The sequence below is a fragment of the Phycicoccus sp. Soil748 genome (assembly GCF_001428025.1).
Classification (GTDB): domain Bacteria; phylum Actinomycetota; class Actinomycetes; order Actinomycetales; family Dermatophilaceae; genus Pedococcus.
This window is the reverse complement of sequence record NZ_LMSC01000007.1, coordinates 521,709-541,765: the sequence shown is the minus strand read 5'-3', so window position 1 is coordinate 541,765 and position 20,057 is coordinate 521,709. Positions and strand designations below refer to the sequence as shown.

18 protein-coding genes are annotated in these 20,057 nt (G+C 72.9%); 7 read left to right on the top strand and 11 right to left on the bottom strand.

Annotation, left to right across the window (positions count from 1 at the left end):
* Positions 1-35 precede the first annotated feature (35 nt).
* The gene (locus ASG70_RS10315) at positions 36-788 is read right to left on the bottom strand and encodes a TIGR03936 family radical SAM-associated protein (RefSeq protein ID WP_082590454.1); all 753 of its coding nucleotides are present in this window, start codon (positions 786-788) and stop codon (positions 36-38) included.
* A gap of 86 nt (positions 789-874) precedes the next feature.
* Here ASG70_RS10315 and ASG70_RS10310 point away from each other — a divergent pair, with 86 nt between their 5' ends.
* Together ASG70_RS10310 and ASG70_RS10305 are read left to right on the top strand one after the other, a co-directional pair.
* Complete coding sequence (locus ASG70_RS10310) at positions 875-2,242, top strand: transaminase (RefSeq protein WP_056883710.1); 1,368 nt, start codon at positions 875-877, stop codon at positions 2,240-2,242.
* A gap of 148 nt (positions 2,243-2,390) precedes the next feature.
* Complete coding sequence (locus tag ASG70_RS10305) at positions 2,391-3,044, top strand: hypothetical protein (RefSeq protein WP_056883709.1); 654 nt, start codon at positions 2,391-2,393, stop codon at positions 3,042-3,044.
* Between the two features lie 292 nt (positions 3,045-3,336).
* Here ASG70_RS10305 and ASG70_RS10300 read toward each other — a convergent pair whose 3' ends face one another.
* Positions 3,337-5,340 carry a TIGR03960 family B12-binding radical SAM protein gene (locus tag ASG70_RS10300; protein ID WP_056883708.1) on the bottom strand — a complete coding sequence of 668 codons (2,004 nt, stop codon included), beginning with the start codon at positions 5,338-5,340 and terminating at the stop codon, positions 3,337-3,339.
* Between the two features lie 91 nt (positions 5,341-5,431).
* Here ASG70_RS10300 and ASG70_RS19295 point away from each other — a divergent pair, with 91 nt between their 5' ends.
* The 3 genes from ASG70_RS19295 (at position 5,432) to ASG70_RS10290 (ending at position 7,118) form a co-directional block, all read left to right on the top strand.
* Complete coding sequence (locus tag ASG70_RS19295) at positions 5,432-5,581, top strand: hypothetical protein (RefSeq protein ID WP_156399925.1); 150 nt, start codon at positions 5,432-5,434, stop codon at positions 5,579-5,581.
* A 133-nt stretch (positions 5,582-5,714) separates the two neighbouring features.
* On the top strand, positions 5,715-6,389 hold the full coding sequence (locus ASG70_RS10295) for an SGNH/GDSL hydrolase family protein (protein WP_162253901.1): 675 nt from the start codon (positions 5,715-5,717) through the stop codon (positions 6,387-6,389).
* 57 nt (positions 6,390-6,446) lie between these two features.
* Positions 6,447-7,118: a protein-L-isoaspartate O-methyltransferase gene (locus tag ASG70_RS10290; RefSeq protein ID WP_082590452.1), complete on the top strand. Its 672-nt coding sequence runs from the start codon at positions 6,447-6,449 to the stop codon at positions 7,116-7,118.
* On the opposite strand, the gene ASG70_RS10285 is transcribed toward ASG70_RS10290, so the two are convergent.
* The 9 genes from ASG70_RS10285 to rimP form a co-directional block, all read right to left on the bottom strand.
* The gene (locus tag ASG70_RS10285) at positions 7,115-8,977 is read right to left on the bottom strand and encodes a long-chain fatty acid--CoA ligase (RefSeq protein WP_056883706.1); all 1,863 of its coding nucleotides are present in this window, start codon (positions 8,975-8,977) and stop codon (positions 7,115-7,117) included. The genes ASG70_RS10290 and ASG70_RS10285 overlap by 4 nt on opposite strands.
* Positions 8,978-9,074: 97 nt before the next feature.
* Positions 9,075-10,235, bottom strand: coding sequence for a rod shape-determining protein RodA (gene rodA, locus ASG70_RS10280; protein ID WP_082590663.1), 1,161 nt, complete (start codon positions 10,233-10,235; stop codon positions 9,075-9,077).
* A 5-nt stretch (positions 10,236-10,240) separates the two neighbouring features.
* Complete coding sequence (locus ASG70_RS10275; RefSeq protein WP_056884136.1) at positions 10,241-11,203, bottom strand: bifunctional riboflavin kinase/FAD synthetase; 963 nt, start codon at positions 11,201-11,203, stop codon at positions 10,241-10,243.
* 10 nt (positions 11,204-11,213) lie between these two features.
* Positions 11,214-12,128: a tRNA pseudouridine(55) synthase TruB gene (truB, locus tag ASG70_RS10270; RefSeq protein WP_056883705.1), complete on the bottom strand. Its 915-nt coding sequence runs from the start codon at positions 12,126-12,128 to the stop codon at positions 11,214-11,216.
* Positions 12,115-12,630 (bottom strand): 30S ribosome-binding factor RbfA, encoded by a 516-nt coding sequence (rbfA, locus tag ASG70_RS10265; protein ID WP_056883704.1) that lies wholly within the window; start codon positions 12,628-12,630, stop codon positions 12,115-12,117. Before rbfA ends, truB begins: the two co-directional genes overlap by 14 nt.
* A 140-nt stretch (positions 12,631-12,770) precedes the next feature.
* On the bottom strand, positions 12,771-15,668 hold the full coding sequence (gene infB, locus ASG70_RS10260) for a translation initiation factor IF-2 (RefSeq protein WP_056883703.1): 2,898 nt from the start codon (positions 15,666-15,668) through the stop codon (positions 12,771-12,773).
* A 145-nt stretch (positions 15,669-15,813) separates the two neighbouring features.
* Positions 15,814-16,056, bottom strand: a complete 243-nt coding sequence (locus ASG70_RS10255; RefSeq protein ID WP_235531440.1) for a YlxR family protein — start codon at positions 16,054-16,056, stop codon at positions 15,814-15,816.
* Positions 16,057-16,193: 137 nt separating this feature from the next.
* On the bottom strand, positions 16,194-17,300 hold the full coding sequence (gene nusA, locus ASG70_RS10250; RefSeq protein ID WP_056883701.1) for a transcription termination factor NusA: 1,107 nt from the start codon (positions 17,298-17,300) through the stop codon (positions 16,194-16,196).
* 1 nt (position 17,301) lies between these two features.
* Positions 17,302-17,904, bottom strand: coding sequence for a ribosome maturation factor RimP (rimP, locus tag ASG70_RS10245; protein WP_200949240.1), 603 nt, complete (start codon positions 17,902-17,904; stop codon positions 17,302-17,304).
* A 132-nt stretch (positions 17,905-18,036) separates the two neighbouring features.
* On the opposite strand from rimP, the gene ASG70_RS10240 reads away from it, so the two are divergent.
* Together ASG70_RS10240 and ASG70_RS10235 are read left to right on the top strand one after the other, a co-directional pair.
* Positions 18,037-19,104 carry a DUF4439 domain-containing protein gene (locus tag ASG70_RS10240; RefSeq protein WP_056883699.1) on the top strand — a complete coding sequence of 356 codons (1,068 nt, stop codon included), beginning with the start codon at positions 18,037-18,039 and terminating at the stop codon, positions 19,102-19,104.
* Positions 19,101-20,045 carry an aminoglycoside phosphotransferase family protein gene (locus ASG70_RS10235; protein WP_056883698.1) on the top strand — a complete coding sequence of 315 codons (945 nt, stop codon included), beginning with the start codon at positions 19,101-19,103 and terminating at the stop codon, positions 20,043-20,045. Before ASG70_RS10240 ends, ASG70_RS10235 begins: the two co-directional genes overlap by 4 nt.
* Positions 20,046-20,057: the final 12 nt, after the last annotated feature.

The following is a 20,057-nucleotide window of genomic DNA, read 5'->3' as shown; positions in this document are numbered from 1 at the left end:
TCCGACGAGGCTCGCGCAGGTCGCGCGGCACCAGGTCAGGCGCCGTCGGCGTCCTCGTCGGCAGCCAGTGGATCAGCCACCCCGGCGGTTGCGGAGCGCAGCGGGCCTTGCGCCAGTCGGGTCACCAGGGGCGGTGTCGGTGGCGCCAGCTCCGTTACTGCTCGCAGCGCGGTCAGGACGTCGTCGGGGCGTACGGCCGGTGTGGTGTGCCGTACGACCACCCGCAGTATCGCACAGTCAGGTCGCTTCGACGGCTCGACATCCACCGACACGAGGGCCGACCTCACGTCGAAGGTGCGGGGGCCCGTCTTGAACGTCCTGGTGACCTCCACCCGCTCGTGCGAGAGCAGCACGGCGGCCGCTTCGCGCAGCTCGTCGGCGGTGACGCCCTGGAAGTCGATCACCCAGTCACTCGCCTGGAGGCGGTCGGCCAGCGAGCCGGGCGCCGCCTCGACGACCTCGAGCACGTCGAGCCCCTCCGGCAGCGCCTCGTCCAGGGCCGCTCGCAGCGACTCGGGGTCGACGCGCTCGGTCACCGAGACCTCGAAGTACTCGGCCTCGCTCGCGGTGCCTGTCGGCGCGGCGTTCGCGTAGCTCACCTTGGGGTGCGGGTGGAACCCGGCCGAGAACGCCATCGGCACCCCGGCCCGCCGCAGCGCGCGCTCGAGGGCGCGCTGGAAGTCGCGGGTGGAGGAGAACCGCAGCCGGCCGCGCTTGGCGTACCTCACCCGGAGCTTCTGCACCGCCGGGGCGGGTGCCGGGCCTTCGGGGACGCGCTGTCGAGCCATGGTGCGCAAGCCTAGGGGCCGCGCCGTCCACCTACGGAATCCGCACTCGCCTGCGACGTCCCGGCGACGCCTCCTACCGTGGCTCCATGGCCACCCTCGACCGCACCAGGCTCGCGTCCCTCCTCGCCGCCGAGCAGGCGGAGTACACCGCACGCCACCCGCGCAGCCGCGAGCTGTTCGCGGAGGCCGACAACCTCTTCGGCCGGGTGCCGATGACGTGGATGAACATGTGGTCGGGCGGTTTCCCGCTCTACCTCGACCGCGCCACGGGCAACCGCATCACCGACGTCGACGGGCACACCTACGTCGACTTCGCGCTCGGAGACACCGGCGCGATGGCCGGGCACTCCCCCGCGCCCGCGGTGGCCGCGGTGCAGCGCCGGGCGGGCGAGCTCGGCGGCATCACGACGATGCTGCCGACCGAGGACGCGCAGTGGGTGGGCGCCGAGCTCCAGCGCCGGTTCGGCCTGCCGCTGTGGAGCTTCACGCTGTCGGCGACGGACGCCAACCGCTGGGCGATCCGTCTTGCCCGCCTCGCCACCGGCAGGCCCAGGGTGCTCGTCTTCGCCTACTGCTACCACGGCTCTGTCGACGAGGCGTTCGCCCTGCCGGGCCCGGACGGCAAGGCCGAGAGCCGCCCCGGCAACGTCGCACCCCCGGTCGACCTCGACCTCACGACCCGCGTCGCCACCTGGAACGACCTGGAGTCGGTCGAGGCGGCGCTCGCCCACGGTGACGTGGCCGCCGTCCTGACCGAGCCGGCGCTGACCAACATCGGCATCGTCCTGCCCGAGGACGGCTTCCTCGCCCGCGTGCGCGAGCTCGCGACGCAGTACGGCGCCCTGCTGATGGTCGACGAGACCCACACCTTCTCCACGGGCTGGGGCGGCGCGACCCGCGCCTGGGGCCTGCAGCCGGACATCTTCGTCATCGGCAAGTCCATCGGCGGCGGCATCCCCTGCGGCGCCTACGGCATCACGGCCGAGGTCGCCGCAGCGGTCACCCGGCACACCGACGCCGGCGACGCCGACATCGTCGACGTCGGCGGGGTGGGTGGCACCCTCGCCGGCAACGCCCTGTCGACGGCCGCGATGCGCGCCACCCTCGGCGAGGTCCTCACCGAGGAGGCCTTCGCGCACATGGTCGAGCTCGCGACGCGGTACACCGCCGGCGTGCAGGCGACGCTCGACGAGCTCGACGTTCCGTGGTCGGTGAGCCAGCTCGGGGCCCGCGCCGAGTACCGCTTCGCGCGCCCGGCCCCGCGCACCGGCGAGGAGTCCGCCGCGGCGGCGGACGAGGAGCTCGACGCCTACCTGCACCTCGCCCTGTGCAACCGCGGCGTCCTCATGACGCCGTTCCACAACATGGCGCTGATGTGCCCCGAGACCTCGCAGGAGGACGTGGACCGGCACACGGCGGTGTTCCGGGAGGTCGTCGGCGCCCTGTTCGCCTGAGGGCGCCTCGCACGGTGTCGTGCCGGGTCGGACCGCTCGGCGCACGGCCCGGTATGTCCGGTGACGCCTCGGACGCCCCGGCGTAGTTTCGAGAGCTGGACCACTTCGGCCGAAGCGGCCCCTGCGAGGAGATGCGGAGGGTTCAGCGGTGTTCATCCAGATCATCCAGGGAAGGTGTCGGGACGCGGAGCAGGTGCACCGGCTGACCGACGAGTGGCGCGAGACCATGGGACCGAGGGCCGAGGGCTGGCTCGGTGGGACCTACGGCATCACCGACGACGGCGAGTTCGTCGCGGTGGTGCGTTTCGAGAGCCGTGAGGCCGCGGCGAGGAACTCCACCAGGCCCGAGCAGGGCGAGTGGTTCGACCGCATGCGCCAGTGCTTCGACGGCGACGTGGTCTTCCACGACTGCGACGACGCCGTGATGTTCCTCGACGGCGGCTCCGACGACGCGGGGTTCGTCCAGGTCGTGCAGGGGCGGGTGTCCGACCCGACGGCGTTCCGCCGGTTCATGGAACAGCCCATGGACGTCCTGCACGAGCAGCGGCCGGAGATCATCGGCGGCACCATCGCCATGGAGCCCGACGGCTGGTTCACCGAGACCGTGGCGTTCCGCAGCGAGGACGAGGCGCGGGCCGGCGAGGTCAAGCAGATGCCCGAGGACGCCCGGCGTGAGTGGGAGGAGCAGATGGCCGCGATGACCGACCTGCGCTACCTCGACCTGCACTCGCCGTGGTTCGCGAGCAGCATGCGGTCCGGCATGGGCACCGGCATGGGATCGGGCACCGGTACGGCGCCGTAGCGGCCCCGTCGCGACCCCGAACGTGCGCCGCCCGCTCACCGGGCCTTGGGCCTGGGTGAGCGGGCGGCTGCGCCGGGGGCTCTCCGCACGAGCGATCCCAGCGGCTCCGGTGAGGAGGTGAAGGGTCCCACCCACCGGAATGTGTGCGGTCGGGAGGATTCGACCGCGTACACCACGTGCGCCCGGGGACCGGTGGTGACCGCTCACCGGGTGCACCACCATTCGACACCTCGGCCGGGGACGCCCCCGATGACAAATGTCACCGATCTCGAGAACGCCTCTCAGGGTGGGCTCAGTGCGCGTGTGCCTCGAGCATGGCGTCGCGTCCCGAGCCCAGGACGGTGAGCGGCAGCAGCGTCTTGCCGGTCGGGCCGACCTCGATGTCGGTGCCCATCTGGGGGCACACGCCGCAGTCGAAGCACGGGGTCCAGCGGCAGTCGTCGACCTCGGTCTCGTCGAGGGCGTCCTGCCAGTCGGCCCACAGCCACTCCTTGTCGAGCCCGGAGTCGATGTGGTCCCAGGGCAGCACCTCGGACTCGCCGCGGTCGCGGGTGGTGTACCAAGCCACGTCGACGGGGAGGTCCGCGAGCGCCGTGTCGGCAGCGGTCATCCACCGCTCGTAGGAGAAGTGCTCGCTCCAGCCGTCGAACCGGCCACCGTCACGCCACACCTGCTCGATGACCTTGCCGACGCGACGGTCGCCGCGGGACAGCAGTCCCTCGACGATGCCGGGCTTGCCGTCGTGGTAGCGGAACCCGATCGAGCTGCCGTAGCGGCGGTCGGAGCGGATCGCCTCGCGCAGCTTGGCCAGCCGGGCGTCGGTCTCCTCGGCTCCGAGCTGCCCGCACCACTGGAACGGCGTGTGCGGCTTGGGCACGAACCCGCCGATCGAGACGGTGCAGCGGATGTCGCGCCGACCGCTGACCTGGCGACCGGTCTCGATGACCTTCTTGGCGAGCTCGGCGATCTGGAGCACGTCCTCGTCGGTCTCGGTCGGCAGGCCGCACATGAAGTAGAGCTTCACCTGCCGCCAGCCCGCGCCGTACGCCGCGGCGACGGTGCTGATGAGGTCCTCCTCGGACACCATCTTGTTGATGACCTTGCGGATCCGCTCGCTGCCGCCCTCGGGCGCGAACGTCAGGCCCGAGCGGCGGCCGTTGCGGGTCAGCTCGTTGGCGAGGTCGATGTTGAACGCGTCGACGCGGGTCGAGGGCAGCGACAGCCCGGTCTGCGTCCCGTCGTAGCGGTCGGCCAGGCCCTTGGTGATGTCCGCGATCTCGGAGTGGTCGGCCGAGCTCAGCGAGAGCAGGCCGACCTCCTCGAACCCCGTCGCCGCGAGCCCGCGCTCGACCATCTCGCCGATGCCGGTGATGCTTCGCTCCCGCACGGGGCGCGTGATCATGCCGGCCTGGCAGAAGCGGCAGCCGCGGGTGCAGCCACGGAAGATCTCGACGGACATCCGCTCGTGCACCGACTCCGCGAGCGGCACCAGCGGCTGCTTCGGGTAGGGCCACGCGTCGAGGTCCATCACTGTGTGCTTGGCCACTCGCCACGGCACCCCGGAGGCGTCGGCCCGCGGGGCGACCCGCTGGATCCGGCCGTCGGGCAGGTAGGACACGTCGTAGAGCGAGGGCACGTAGACCCCGCCCGTACGTGCGAGGCGCAGCAGCAGCTCGGCGCGACCGCCGGGGCGGCCCTGCGCCTTCCAGGCTCCGATGATGTCGGTGACCGCGAGCACGGCCTCCTCGCCGTCACCGACGATGGCGGCGTCGACGAAGTCGGCGATCGGCTCGGGGTTGAACGCGGCGTGGCCACCTGCGACGACGATCGGGTCGGCGTCGGTGCGGTCGGCCGCGTGCAGCGGGATCCCGGCCAGGTCGAGCGCGGTGAGCATGTTCGTGTAGCCGAGCTCGGTGGAGAACGACATCCCGAGCACGTCGAAGTCGCGGACGCTGCGGTGCGCGTCGACGGTGAACTGCGGGACACCCTCGGACCGCATGAGGGCCTCGAGGTCCGGCCACACTGCATACGTGCGCTCGGCGAGGGCGTCCTCGCGCTCGTTGAGCACCTCGTAGAGGATCATGACGCCCTGGTTGGGCACCCCCACCTCGTAGGCGTCGGGGTACATCAGGGCCCAGCGGGTCGTGAGCTCCTCACCGCCGGGTCCGTGCCCGCCGCAGTCCCAGTCCTTGACGGTCGAGTTGAGCTCGCCGCCGACGTACTGGATCGGCTTGCTGACCTGCTCGAGCAGCGGCTCGAGGCGGGTGAAGACGGACTGTCCCGGGGTGTGATCCATGATCTGCCAAGGGTAACGGCGGCCCGCCCCAGCCCGAAAACGACGGCACGCGCCTCAGGTCGCTCCCAGCGAGCCTGCCTATGGTGCGGGGATGCGCGCGTCCTCGGTCCGGATCGTTGCGGCCTTCGTGCTGGCCGTCATGCTGGTGGGTGCCCTGCAGGGCATGGGTCGACACCGGCCCACCCCCTCCGTGACGACGCACCACGCACCGACTGCCGTGCGCGGCCACCACGCCACGTGAGCCCCCGATGGCGCGTCGTCGCCGGCCTGGTGGCCTCGCTGCGTTCCTGACGTCCTGCGCGCAGGGCGGGGCCGCGACGACCCGACCGGTCGTCGCGCCGACGGAGTCGTCCCCGAGGACCACCGCGACCCCGGTGACCACCGCAGGGCCACGCGTCGTGGTGGGGCTCGGCGACTCCGTCACCGCCGGGACCGCCTGCGGCTGCACCGACTTCGTCACGCTGTACGCCGCGATGCTGGGTGCGCGGTCCGGCCACTCGGTGCGCCCGGTCAACCTGGGCGTCGGTGGCCTCACCACCTCGAGCCTGGGCGCCCAGCTGGCCACGCCGCCGGTCACCGCCTCCCTGTCCAGCGCCGACGTCGTCGTCGTGACGATCGGCGCCAACGACCTCAGCCCCCTCATCGGCCAGTGGCAGCGGGGTGGCTGCGGGACCACGTGCATGGACGAGGCCTCCAAGGCTGCCGGTGCGGGCCTGGCCGCCGCGCTCGCGCGGGTCCGCCGGGTCACCCCGGCCCACACGCGGGTCCTCGTCACCACCTACTGGAACGTGTTCGAGGACGGTGACGTCGCCGACGCGGACTTCGGCCCCGGCTTCGCGCAGTGGAGCGACGAGGTGACCCGGTCGGCCAACGCCGCCATCCGCACCGCGGCCGCCGCGGACGGGGACCAGGTCGTGGACCTCTACGCACCCTTCGAGGGCGAGGGCGACCGCAACCCGACCGCCCTGCTCGCCGACGACGGCGACCACCCCAACGCCGCCGGTCACCGCCTCATCGCGCGCACCCTGTTGGCCGCGACCGCCGGCTGAGGACGACGGCGTTCGGAGGGGCTGTGGAGGCGATCCCCCGCGCTGCATACTGGCGAGGTGGCGACGAGCCGGGTCGTGGAGGTCATGGCTGCCGTGCGCCGGGAGGGCTTCCTGCCCGATGACCAGCGCCAGTACGCCGACCTCGACGTGCCGCTGCCCATCGGCTGGGGCCAGACCAACAGCCAGCCCACCACGGTGCGACAGATGCTGGAGCTGCTCGACGTGCAGCCCGGCGACCACGTGCTCGACGTCGGCGCCGGCTCCGGCTGGACGACGGCGCTGCTCGCCCGGTTGACCGGCCCGACCGGACGGGTCGTGGGCGTCGAGCGCGTGCCGGGCCTGGTCGAGCTCGGCGCCGCCAACCTCTCCGCCGCGGGTGTGCCGTGGGCGTCCCTGCGGCAGGCCACGCCCGGGATGTTCGGCGACCCCTCGCAGGCCCCGTACGACCGCATCCTGGTGTCGGCGCAGGCGCGGGCCCTGCCGGACGACCTGGTGGCGCAGCTGGCCCCGGCGGGGGTGCTCGTCGTCCCGGTCAGCGGACGGATGCTCCGCGCGGTACGGCCCTCGTCCGGCACCCCGCTGGAGGTGGAGGAGCACGGCTGGTACCGGTTCGTCCCCCTCGTCAGCGACCCGGCGGACCCTGCGGACCCCGCTCACGAACCGGCCCACGAACCCACGACGCCTCCCCCGGAGGTGTCCGGGAGAGGCGTCGGGAGCGGGTCGGGCTAGGCGGTGTAGTGCGAGTCGAGCACCTCTTGGTACTTGGCGCTCACCGCCTTGCGGCGCAGCTTCAGGCTGGGTGTGAGGTCGCCCTCGTCGATGGACAGGTCGTGGTCGAGGATCGTGAACTTCTTGACCTGCTCCCAGCGGTTGAGGTTCACGTTGAGGGTGTCGACGTAGACCTGCACCATGTCGTGGGCCTCCTTCGAGGTCACGATGTCGCGGTAGGAGCCGGAGACGCCGTGGTTGGCGGCCCAGTCCGTGATGGCGTCGGGGTCGAGGGTGACCAGCGCCGTGACGAAGTTGTGGTCGGCGCCGTAGACCATGAACTGGCTGACGTAGGGGCAGATGCCCTTGAAGCTGGCCTCGATCATCGACGGGGCGACGTACTTGCCGCTCGAGGTCTTGAAGAAGTCCTTCTTGCGGTCGGTGACCCACAGGTAGCCGCGGTCGTCGAGCCGGCCGATGTCACCGGTGTGCAGCCAGCCGTCGGCGTCCTTGGTCTCGGCCGTGTCCTCGGGCTTGTCGTGGTAGCCCTGCATCACCCCGGGGCCGCGCAGCAGCACCTCCCCGTCCTCGGCGATGCGGGCCTCGGTGCCGGGCAGCGCCCAGCCGACGGTGCCGATCTCGTTGGTGGCAGGGCGGTTGACGAACGACGCGGCGCTGGACTCGGTGAGCCCGTAGCCCTCGAGGATGGTCAGGCCGATCGAGCTGAACCAGGTGGCGACGTCGGTGTTGAGCGCCGCCGAGCCGGAGATGAAGAACCGGATCCGGCCGCCGAAGCGGGCGCGGACCTTGTGCAGGACGAGCTTGTCGGCGAGCGCCAGCTTCTTGGCCGTCATGCCGGTCGGCTCCTCGCCGCGGGCGCGCATCTGCGCGACCTCACGGCCGACGCTGACCGACCACCGGAAGAGCTTCTCCTTGAGGCCGCCCTCGGCCGCCATCATCATCGTGATGCGGGCGTAGGCCTTCTCGAAGATGCGGGGGGCAGCGCCCATGAACGTGGGCTGGACGACCGCGAGGTTGTCGACGATCTTGTCGACCCGGCCGTCGACGGCGGTGGGGAACCCGATCTGCAGCGGCAGCGTGAGCAGCATCTTGCCGAAGACGTGGGCCAGGGGCAGCCAGAGGTACTGCAGGTCGTCCTCGTGCAGCAGCCCGGTGGCGTCGACCGCTGCGGCGACGTAGGTCCAGGAGTCGTGCGTCAGGCGCACGCCCTTGGGACGGCCGGTCGTGCCGGAGGTGTAGATGATCGTGGCCAGCTGGTCGGGCCGGAGGGCGTCGATGCGGTCGTCCACCACCGAGGGGTTGGTGGCGAGCAGCTCCACGCCCATCTGCTCGAGCTCGTCGAGGCCGATGACCCAGTCGCCGTCCGGGGTGCCGGTGAACGTGACGACCCGTGCCACGCGCGGCAGGTCGACGCGGCGGTCGCGCAGCTTCGCGATCTGGTCGTCGTCCTCGGCGAAGACCACGGTGCTGCCCGAGTTGGACAGGATGTAGGACACGTCGGGCGCGATGGTCGTCGGATAGATCGTCGTCGTCGCCCCGCCCGCGCACATGACGGCGAGGTCCGTCAGGGCCCACTCGTACCGCGTCGAGGACGCGATCGCGACGCGGTCCTCGGGCCCGATACCCAGCGCCACGAGCCCGGCGGCGAGGCGGTGGGCGCGCTCGCTCACCTGCGTCCACGTCACCGACTCCCACAGCTCGCCCGAGCCGTCGGCCACGAACCGGAAGGCCTCACCCTGCGGGCTGGCGGCGACCCGGTCGCGGAACAGGTGCGCCACGGTGGGCGCCCGTCCCTCGATGGCGGCGGTGTTGACTCGTTCGTCCTGCGCGGTGCGGTCCTGCAGCGTGTGGATCGACATTGACCTTCCTCGGCTCGGGGGTGGGGTTTGGTGGATAGTGCCACGCCCTCCACGCTCGCGGAGGAGATCGCCCACGAATCTGGCCGAAGGTCCCGGGTCACCCTTCGCGGGTCGAGAGGTGGACGTTGTTGACCAGCCCGATCCCGAGCCAGCACGCGAACATCGACGACCCGCCGTAGGAGAGGAACGGCAGCGGCAGCCCGGTGACCGGGGTGAGGCCGAGGTTCATCCCGACGTTCTCGAACACCTGGAACAGCAGCCAGGTGGCCACGCCCACGGCCATCAGCCGGCCGAAGGCGTCCCGCGCCCGGGCCGCGACGAGCACGGCGCGCAGTACGACGAACCCGAGCAGCAGGAGCAGCCCCGCCGCCCCCAGGAACCCGAGCTCCTCCCCCGCCACCGAGAACACGAAGTCCGTCTGCTGGAACGGGATGAACCCGCCCTGGGTCTGGTGGCCCTGGAACAGCCCCTGCCCCTGCCAGCCGCCGGACCCGATGGCGATCCGGACCTGCCGCGTCTGGTAGCCGATGCCCTGGGGGTCGGCCTGCGGGTCGATGAACGCCGTGAGCCGGTCGCGCTGGTATCCGCTGAGCACCGGCGTGGTCAGGGCCAGGGTGACCGCAGCGGCGACGAGCCCCACCGACAGCGCCAGCCAGCGCTTCGGGGTGCCGGCGACCGCGACGACCCCGAGCGCCACCGCTCCGAGCACCAGGGCCGAGCCCAGGTCGGGCTGCAGCAGCACGAGGAGCACCGGGACCGCGGCCACCGCGACGGCGAACAGCAGGTCGCGGACGTCGGGCTGGGCGCCGCGGTCGAGCCGCTCGCCGAGGATGATCGCCAGCCCGAGGCAGAGAGCGGCCTTGGCGAGCTCGGAGGGCTGCACCGAGAAGCCGCCAGGGAGCAGGATCCACGAGTGCGAGCCGTTGACCGTGGTCCCCACGGGCGTCAGGACGAGCAGCAGGCCGCCGACCGCGACGAGGTAGAGCAGCGGGGCGATGGCGCGCAGCCGCTGGTACCCGGTGCGGGTCACCGCGGCCGCGATCCCGACGCCCACCGCGGTGGTGAGCAGGTGCCGCAGCAGGTAGGCGGTGCCGGCCTGGTGCCGCGTCGCCGACCACACGAGCAGCGCGCCCAGCACCGACAGGCCGAGGGCGGCCACGACCAGGCCCCAGTCGCTGCGGGCCCAGAGGCCGGCGCCGCCACCGGCTCGCGCCCAGAACCCGTCACGCGCGGGCCGCGGGCGGCTGGGGCGGGGCACGACGCTCAGGAGGGGACGATTGAGGCCAGGACGCGGCGGCACGTCTCGACGTCGCCGGCCATGGCCTCGAGCAGCTCCTCCACCGAGTCGAAGCGCAGCGTGGGCCGGATGTGCTCGACGAACTCGACGCTGACCTGCTCGTCGTAGAGGTCGAGGTCGGTGCGGTCGAGCACGTAGGCCTCGACGGTGCGGACGGTCCCGTCGAAGGTGGGGTTGGTGCCGACGGACACCGCGCAAGGCAGGGTGCGGTCCGGCTCGTCGGTCGCCAGCGTGGTGCGGGTGAGCCAGCCGGCATAGACGCCGTCGGCCGGGATGAGGCCGAGCGCGTCGTCGGCGAGGTTGGCGGTCGGGTAGCCGAGCTCGCGCCCCCGGTGGGCGCCGTGGACGACGGTCCCCCGCATGCGGTGCGGCCGGCCGAGGATGGCGGCCGCCTCGGCGACCTCGCCGGCGGTGAGGTGGCGGCGAACGGCGGAGGACGACCAGCGCTCGCCCTCACCGAGGTCCTCCAGGACGACCACCTCGAACCCGTGCTGCTCCCCCAGCCGGCGCAGCGTCCCGACGTCGCCGGTGTAGCCGCGTCCGAAGCCACGGGTGTCGGCCCCGACGACCAGCGCCTGCACGCCGAGCGTCTCGACGAAGGTGCGGACGATGAACTCCTCGGCGCTCTGGTCTGCGAACTCGCGCGTGAAGTCGAGGACGAGCAGCCCGTCGATGCCGGTCTCGGCAAGCAGGTCGTCACGCAGCGGCCCGGGCGTGATCAGCTCGAGTCCGTGCTCGGGGGCGAAGATCGCCGCCGGGTGCGGGTCGAACGTCACCGCCACGGCGGGCAGCCCCCGGGCGGTGCCCTCGGCGACGAGGCGGCCGAGGACGGCTCGGTGCCCACGGTGGACGCCGTCGAAGTTGCCGAAGGTCGCCACGCTGGGTCGCAGCGTGCCCGGGGTCTGGGTGGGGTCGGTCCAGCGGTGCACGGAGGACACTCTACGAACCCGCCGGGGCGAACACGACGTGCGACCTGGCTTTGGTGCCGGACTCGTCGAGCATCGCCACCAGCGTGCCGTCGGGGGCGAGGGCAGCGACGGGCTCGGTGCGTCCCGGCTGGGCGGACTCGACCCGCTGGCCGTAACCGATGGTCCGGGCCTCCTCCTGCGTCAGCTCCCGCACGGCGAACTGCGCGCGGGCCGCCTCGGCGAGGGGCGTCACCGGCACGACCTCGGGTCCGTCCAGGGCGCCGAGGTCCTCGAGCGAGTGGGCGTCCTCGAGGCGGAAGGCCCCGACGCGGGTCCGGCGCAGGGCGGTGAGGTGGCCACCGACACCCAGGGCGGACCCGAGGTCGCGGGCCAGGGCTCGCACGTAGGTGCCCGAGCTCACGGTCGCCGCCACGTCGACGTCGACCACCGCGACGCCCAGCGCGTCGGCGACGCGGACGTCGAGCACGTCGAACCGGCTCACCGTCACGGGTCGGGCGGCCAGCACGACGTCCTCCCCCGACCGCACCCGGTGGTAGGCGCGCTCACCCTTGACCTTGATGGCCGACACGCTGCTGGGGACCTGCTCGAGCTCACCCGTCAGCGCGGCGACCGCGGCGTCCAGCGCGGACCGGGTGACGCCGTCGGCCGCGGTCGTCGCCGTCACCTCGCCCGCGGCGTCGTCGGTGACCGTGGTCTGCCCGAGCCGGATCGTGGCGGTGTAGTCCTTGTCGCAGCCGACGAGGAACGTCAGGAGCTTGGTGGCGCGGCCGATGCCGAGGACCAGCACGCCGGTGGCCATGGGGTCCAGGGTCCCGGCGTGCCCGACCTTGCGGGTGCCGCAGAGCCGCCGGGCGCGGCCCACGACGTCGTGGCTGGTCCAGCCGGCGGGCTTGTCGACGACGAGCAGGCCGTCAGGCGCGGGCATCCGGCGCCGTACCGTCCTCGTCGCGGGCGGGCGAGGCCTCGACGGAGGCGTCCTCGCCACCGGGGAGGTCGACGTCGTCGTCCTCCTCGTCACGGCGGTACGGGTCGGCGTCGCCGGCGTACTTCGCCCGGGCGGCGGCCGCGGCCACGGCGGCGTCGCGCTCCTTGGCCTCGCGCAGGAGGTCCTCGAGGTGCGAGGCGGTCTCGGGGATGGCGTCGGCGAAGAAGTCCAGGCTCGGGGTCAGCCGGATCTGGATCTGCCCGCCGACGAACGAGCGCAGCCGGCCCTTGTTCTTCTCGAGCAGGGCGGCCGTCTTCGCGCGCTGGGCCTCGTCACCGAAGACGGTGTAGAAGACCGAGGCGTGCTGGAGGTCGCCGGTGACGCGGACGTCGGTCACGGTCACGAAACCGAGGTCGGGGTCCTTGACGATCGACTCGAGGTTGGCCGCGATGAGGACCTTGATCCGGTCGGCGATCTTGCGGGCGCGTCCGGTGTCAGCCATGCGCAGTCTCCTAGGTGGGGTGGTCGGGGGCGCGGCGGGGCGGGGGCTCCGCGGAGCCGCGCAGGTCCCGGAGGGCTCGTCCGGGACCCGCGGAGCCCGGGGGCGACCCTACGGCCGCCCCCGGGCTCACGCTGCGTACATCAGGCGCGCGGCTTTTCGCGCATCTCGTACGTGGCGATGAGGTCGCCGAGCTGGAGGTCGTTGTAGGACCCCAGGTTGATGCCGCACTCGAAGCCGTCGCGGACCTCGGTGACGTCGTCCTTGAACCGGCGCAGGCCGGCGATCTCGACGTTCTCCGCCACGACGACGCCGTTGCGGGTGATGCGGGCCTTGGTGCCCCGCTTGATCTCGCCGCTGCGGACGATCGAGCCGGCGATGTTGCCGAACTTGCTGGAGCGGAAGATCTCGCGGATCTCGGCGGTGCCGAGCTCCACCTCCTCGAACTCCGGCTTGAGCATGCCCTTGAGCGCTGCCTCGATCTCCTCGATGGCCTGGTAGATCACCGAGTAGTAGCGGATCTCCACACCCTCGCGGTCGGCGTAGTCGGCGTTCTGGCCCTCGGCCCGGACGTTGTAGCCGATGATGATCGCGTCGGACGCCATCGCGAGGTTGATGTTGTTCATCGTGATCGCACCGACGCCGCGGTCGATGATCCGCAGGTCGACCTCGTCGCCCACGTCGATCTGGAGCAGGGCGTCCTCGAGCGCTTCCACGGAACCGGACACGTCGCCCTTGAGGATGAGGTTGAGCGTCTCGACCTTGCCGGCCGCGAGCGCCTCGTTGAGGTCCTCGAGGGAGATGCGCTTGCGGGCCTTGGCCAGGCTGGCCTGGCGGTCCGCCGCCTCACGGCGCTCGGCGATCTGGCGGGCCGTGCGGTCGTCCGGGGCCACCACGAAGGTGTCACCGGCGCGCGGCACCGAGGAGAGGCCGAGCACCTGCACGGGACGGGACGGGCCCGCCTCGGTGAGGTTGTTGCCGTGCTCGTCGAGCATCGCGCGGACGCGGCCGTAGGCCGAACCCGTGACGATGGCGTCACCGACGTGCAGCGTGCCGGCCTGGACCAGCACCGTGGCCGTGGCGCCACGGCCACGGTCGAGGTTGGCCTCGATCGCGACACCGCGGGCGTCGCGGTCGGCGTTGGCACGCAGGTCGAGCGCCGCGTCGGCCGTCAGCAGGACGGCCTCGAGGAGGGCGTCGATGTTCTGGCCGGCCTTGGCGGAGACGTCGACGAACATGGTCTCGCCGCCGTACTCCTCAGCCACCAGGTTGTACTCGGTGAGCTGCTGGCGGACCTTGGACGGGTTGGCACCCTCGACGTCGATCTTGTTGACCGCCACGACGATCGGGACGTCCGCAGCCTGGGCGTGGTTGAGCGCCTCGATGGTCTGCGGCATCACGCCGTCGTCGGCCGCGACCACGAGGATCGCGATGTCGGTGACCTTCGCACCACGGGCACGCATGGCGGTGAACGCCTCGTGACCCGGGGTGTCGATGAAGGTGATCGGACGGTCGACGCCCTCGTGCACCTTGTGCACCTGGTAGGCACCGATGTGCTGGGTGATGCCACCGGACTCGCCACCGGCGACGTCCTCGTTGCGGATGGCGTCGAGCAGGCGGGTCTTTCCGTGGTCGACGTGACCCATGACGGTCACGACCGGCGGACGGGCCTCGAGGTCCTCGTCGTCCTCACCCTCGATACCCGTCTCCAGGTCGATGTTGAAGGCGTCGAACAGCTCCTTCTCCTCCTCCTCGGGGGAGACGACCTCGATGTTGTAGCCGAGCTCGGCACCGAGCAGCTTGAAGGTGTCCTCGTCCAGCGACTGGGTGGCCGTGGCCATCTCGCCGAGGTGGAAGAGCACCGTCACCAGCGCACCGGGGTTGGCGTTGATCTTGTCGGCGAAGTCGCTGAGCGACGAGCCGCGACGCACGCGGATGAGGGTGTCACCGTTGCCACGGGGCACACTCACGCCACCGAGCGACGGAGCCTGCATCTGCTCGAACTCCTGGCGCTTCGCACGCTTGGACTTGCGTCCGCGCACGGGGCGACCGCCACCGCGGCCGAAGGCACCGGCAGTGGAGCCACGACCGGCGCCACCACGGAAGCCACCGCCACCGGGACGACCGGCGAAGCCACCACCGGCGGGACCGCCGGGGCCACCCGGACCGCGACCGGCGCCGGGGCCACCGGGGCCACGGCCGCCGCCACGCGCGGGACGCTCACCGGGACGGCCGACCGCGCTGCGGTCGGGCATCATGCCGGGGCTCGGGCGGGGACCACCGGGACGGGGTCCACCCGGGCCGGCCGTGCCGCCGGGGCGCGGGCCGGCAGCACCGGGGCCACCGGGACGGCTCTGCGGGCGCGGCATGCCCTGGGAGGCCGCGAACGGGTTGTTGCCGGGGCGGGCGGGCTCACGCGAGCCACCCTCACGGCCACCGTCACGACCCGTGCGCATGCCCTGCGAGGGCGCGAACGGGTTGTTGCCGGGGCGCGGGGCGCCGGGACGCGGCGCACCGGAACCGCCGGGACCCGCAGGACGCGGCGCGTTGCCGGGTCGCGGGGACGCCGGGACGCCCGAGGTCTGCTTGCCACCGTCGCGGGCGGACTGGACGTCCGACCGGGCAGCGGGGGCGGCAGGCGCGGGAGCCGCCGGGGCAGGCGCCGTACGGGGCGCGGGGGCCGCCGGGGCGGGCGCTGCCTTGGCAGCGGGGGCTGCGGGGGCAGGCGTCGCCGCTGCCGGGGCCGCGGGGGCGGCAGCCGGGGCGGACGGGGTCTGCGCCGCAGGTGCGGCGGGGGCCGCCTCGGCAGCCGGCTTGGCAGCGGGGGCTGCCGGTGCCGGTGCCGCCTTGGCGGGCGAGGGCTTGGCGCCCGCGGAACGCTTCTCCGCGGGGAACGTCTCGGTCGCCTTGCGGACGACCGGTGCCTCGATGGTCGAGCTGGCGGTCTTGACGTACTCGCCGATGCTGTTGAGGTGGGCGATCAGCGTCTTGCTGTCGGTGCCGAGCTCTTTGGCGAGCGCGCTTACACGGACCTTGGCCACGTTTCTCCTGTTCCTGGTCCGTGCCAGGACAGGCGCGGACCGTCGTTACTGCTGGGGGGAGCTCATTGCTGAGTTCTCATCGGGTGCTCATCAGCGTCAAACCCGCTTTCGGTTCCCATAGCGATGGACGGTTGGTTCGAGGTGCTCATCCTGCGGTGGTGCCGGCCGGGCCGCCGTGCGGCGACTCGGTGTGGGCCTCGACGTAGGCCACGACGGCTGCCGGGTCAGGCCCGGAGCCGACACGCAGCGCCCGGCCGAACGCCCGGCGGCGCAGGGCCTGCTCGAGACACTCCCCCGTCGGGTGCAGCCATGCGCCACGCCCCGGCAGGAGGCGACGCGGGTCCGGCGCCAACCGGGTCACCCCGGCATCGTCCGTCTCCGCGACCACTCGCAGGAGGGCCGACCAGCTATCCGTCCCGCGGCACCCCACACACGTCCGGGTGGGTACCCGGGTCGTGGAGCGGGGGGTGGTGGTGCGTGCTGCGGTCCGGAGTCCAGTCCGGTCGGTCCCCACCAGTCTATCCCCTACTGGCGCCCGGGTGCGTCACCCGTGCTGCTGCGACGCCCTGCGGACCCCTCGGAGGCCCCCGTACGCGGCGCACCGCGCCCCGCGCTCGAGGCGCCGGCGGGGTCGGCCTGGGTGTCCGGGCGGATGTCGATGCGCCAGCCGGTGAGCTTGGCGGCGAGGCGGGCGTTCTGGCCCTCCTTGCCGATGGCCAGGGACAGCTGGTAGTCGGGCACGACGACCCGGGCGGAGCGCAGCTGCGGGTCGACGATCTCGACCGACTCCACCCGCGAGGGCGACAGGGCCGCGGCCACGAACGTCCGCGGGTCCTCGGAGTAGTCGACGATGTCGATTTTCTCGCCGTGCAGCTCGGTCATCACCGCACGGACGCGGGCGCCCATCGGGCCGATGCAGGCGCCCTTGGCGTTGAGTCCAGCGACCTTGGAGTGCACGGCGATCTTCGTGCGGTGACCGGCCTCACGAGCCAGGGCCGCGATCTCGACGGAGCCGTCGGCGATCTCGGGCACCTCGAGGGCGAAGAGCTTGCGCACGAGGTTGGGGTGGGTGCGAGACAGGCCGATCTGCGGTCCCTTGGGCCCGCGGCGCACGGACACCACGAAGCAGCGCAGGCGCTCGCCGTGCACGTACTTCTCCCCCGGCACCTGCTCGGCGAGGGGCAGGATCCCCTCGACGGTGCCGAAGTCGACCGTGACGTGGCGCGGGTCGGGGCTCTGCTGGATGACGCCGGCGACGACGTCACCCTCACGGCCCTTGAAGTCGCCCATGATCGCCTCGTCCTCGAGGTCGCGCAGGCGCTGCACGATGACCTGCCGCGCGGTCGCGGCGGCGATGCGGCCGAAGCCGGTCGGGGTGTCGTCGAACTCGGGCCCGAACTCGCGGGGCGGACGCTCTTCGCCCTCGGCGGGCTCGGGCGTCTCGAGCTCTTCGCGCGCCCACACGATGACGTGCCCGGTCTTGCGGTCGAGCTCGACGCGTGCGTGGCGGTAGGAGTCGTCGGTGCGGTGGTAGGCGACGAGGAGGGCCTGCTCGATGGCAGGGATGAGGATGTCGAGGGAGATGTCCCGCTCGCGCTCCAGGGCCCGCAGGGCGGTCAGGTCGATGTCCATGTCAGCTCTCCTCGGTGTCGTCGTCGGTCTCGTCGACGTCGTCGTGCAGGTCGGTGTCGTCGTGCTCGTCACCGTCGTTGGCGGGGCCCGGCGCTGCGCCGGGGCGGGAGAACTCGACCTCCACGGCAGCCCGCGACAGGGCGGAGTACGGGTGCTGCTCGGTGCGTGCCGGCGTCTTCTTCGTGGCCGGCACCTCGACGGTGACGCCCTCGTCGTCGGCGCTCACCAGCCGCCCGGTGACCGGGGCCCCCTCGAGCGGGGTGAGGGTGACGAGGCGGGTGATGTTGCGACGGTAGTGACGTGGCTCGGTCAGCGGTCGGTCGACGCCGGGCGAGGTCACCTCGAGGGTGTAGGGCTGCTCCCCCATGGCGTCGGCCTCGTCGAGGGCGTCCCCGATCGTGCGGGTGGCGTCGGCCACCTCGTCGAGGCTGAGGGGGTCGGTGGCCGTCGTGGTGGGACCGTCGGTCGCCTCGAGGACGCGGTCGATCCAGATGCGGACGAGCCGGCGCTTGCCGGCGGGCGTCACGGCCACGTCCTCGACGAGCAGCCCGAGGGCCGCGAGGGGGCCTTCCACCGCGGGACGAATCTGGTCCTTGACGCTCAACTGACTCGTCCTCTCTGAAGTTCTGGTGGTGGTGCGCGCCCACTCTATCCACGGCGCAGGCGCGATGCATGCCAGCACATCCCTGCCACAGCCCTGCACGGACGGGCCGCACCCGCGTGCCATGATCGGCGCATGCCCGAGCACCGACCCGGTACGCCGTCGTGCCCGACGCGGCGGGACGTGCTCGCCGCGGGCGCCCGGTTCGGGACCGTGGCCCTCGTGTCGGCGCTGGTGTCGGCCCCGCTGGCTGCGTGCGGGATCCGGCTCGAGGGCGACGCACGTCGGGGGGGCGGGGCGCCGGAGCGGCGGCCGCTAAGGGGCGAGCCGTTCCTGCTCGCGCTGAGGCGCCACAGCCTGGACCTCGCGGCGGAGGCGACGGCCCTGGGCGGCCCGGCCAAGGCCCTGCCGGCGCGGCTCGCCGTCCTGCACACGCGCCAGGCGGAGGTGCTGCGCACCGAGCTGCTGCGCCTCGGCGTACCGGTCTCGGTGGTCGACGGCGCCGAGGAGCCGGACGGCACCGCCACCACGACCTCACCCTCGGCCGGCCCTTCGTCCGGCCCTTCGTCCACCCAGTCCCCTGGTGCCTCGTCCGGGGCGACCGCGGGGGCGGTCACCGGGCCCCAGGCCCTGGCCGCCTCTGAGGCCGGCGACCTCGGTCCCGCGGCGATCACCGACCTCGCCGGGGTTCCCGCCGAGGTCCTCCCCCTGGCGGGGGCCCTGCTCGCGCAGCGTGCGGCTGCCGCGGCCCTGCTCGGGACGCCGACGACCTGGCCGGAGCCGAAGTGGTCCGAGCCGTCGCTGGCGGCGTCGTACCTCCAGAGCACCCGCGCTGCCGTGTACGGCTTCCAGGTCGTCGCGGCACAGTCCCCCACCGGCGCGCAGCGGACTCTCGCCCGCACGACCCTCGCGGTGCTCGAGGCCCGCCAAGGACGCCAGGAGGCGCTGGCCGGGCCGGCCGCAGCGCCACCCCCGCTCGCCTACCCGCTGCCGTACCCCGTCGCGACGCCGGCTGCGGCCCGCAAGCTCGCGGCCCACCTGCTCACCGAGCTGCTGGCCACGGGGGCCCGCGACCTCGGCTCGACCGGCGGTGAGGCCGGGCCGCTCGGCGCCGTGGTGCAGTGGCTCGCCGACACCGAGGTCCTGGCCTCACGGTGGGGCGTCGCCCTGACCCCCTTCCCCGGGCTCGTGGCACCCGCGTGACCCGCGTGCAGGACGCGGCGGCGCTGCTGCCACCGGCCTTCCTGGCGTTCGTCCAGCGCTTCACCGCCGAGGAAGGCGCGGTCGGTGGACCGTCCGGGAGCGCGTGGGCGGCCGGGCTGCCGAAGCTGCTGGCCGACCTGCTCGACGACTGGGACCTCACCGTGACCGGCCCCGCACGCACCGGCTGGACCTCGGTCGTGCTCCCCGTCCTGCGCGAGGGGGCACCCCTTGCCCTCAAGGTCGGCTGGCCGCACGTCGAGGCGCGCGACGAGGCCCTGGCGCTGCGGCTGTGGGACGGCCACGGCGCCGTGCGGCTCGTGGCCGCGGACCCGCACCGCAGCGCGCTGCTGCTGGAGCCGCTCGACAGCAGCCACGACCTCCGGGGCCTCGACGTCGACGCGGCCTGTGAGGTGACCGGCGAGCTGCTGGCCCGGCTGCACGTCCCGGCCCCACCCCAGGTCGGCAGGCTCTCGGCCCACGTCCGTCGGCACGCCGCCCCGCTGCTCGGGCAGGGCTCGGTCCTGCCCCGGCGCATGGCCGAGCGCACGGCGGGACTGCTCGACGACCTGCTCTCCGACCCCGCCTGCGACGCGACGCTGCTGCACGGCGACCTGCACAACGAGAACGTCCTGCACAGCCTCCCCGGCTCCGACCGCCCGGCGTGGGTGGCGATCGACCCGAACGCCGTTGCCGGCCACCCGGGGTTCGAGGTCCAGCCGCTGCTGCGCAACCGCCGCGACGAGCTCGGGACCGGCTCGGCGTTCCGCTACCTGGTCCGGCGACGGGTCGAGGTCACCTGCGACGCGGCCGGCATCGACGAGGACGAGGCGCTCGCGTGGTCCTACGTCCACACCGCCATCAACGCCGGCTGGGCCGCCAAGGACGGCGACGCCGACGAGGTGACCTTCTGCATCGCACTGCTCAAGGCGCTCGACGGCTGAGGCCTCGCCGCG

Bases quoted from the DNA above. Each gene is read 5' to 3' on its own strand.
- ASG70_RS19295 (WP_156399925.1), top strand. From the start codon at position 5,432: ATGCGCGCGTCCTCGGTCCGGATCGTTGCGGCCTTCGTGCTGGCCGTC.
- rbfA (WP_056883704.1), bottom strand. From the start codon at position 12,630: ATGGCTGACACCGGACGCGCCCGCAAGATCGCCGACCGGATCAAGGTC.
- ASG70_RS10285 (WP_056883706.1), bottom strand. From the start codon at position 8,977: ATGTCGATCCACACGCTGCAGGACCGCACCGCGCAGGACGAACGAGTC.
- truB (WP_056883705.1), bottom strand. From the start codon at position 12,128: ATGCCCGCGCCTGACGGCCTGCTCGTCGTCGACAAGCCCGCCGGCTGG.
- ASG70_RS10315 (WP_082590454.1), bottom strand. From the start codon at position 788: ATGGCTCGACAGCGCGTCCCCGAAGGCCCGGCACCCGCCCCGGCGGTG.
- nusA (WP_056883701.1), bottom strand. From the start codon at position 17,300: ATGGACATCGACCTGACCGCCCTGCGGGCCCTGGAGCGCGAGCGGGAC.
- ASG70_RS10240 (WP_056883699.1), top strand. From the start codon at position 18,037: ATGCCCGAGCACCGACCCGGTACGCCGTCGTGCCCGACGCGGCGGGAC.
- ASG70_RS10310 (WP_056883710.1), top strand. From the start codon at position 875: ATGGCCACCCTCGACCGCACCAGGCTCGCGTCCCTCCTCGCCGCCGAG.
- ASG70_RS10300 (WP_056883708.1), bottom strand. From the start codon at position 5,340: ATGGATCACACCCCGGGACAGTCCGTCTTCACCCGCCTCGAGCCGCTG.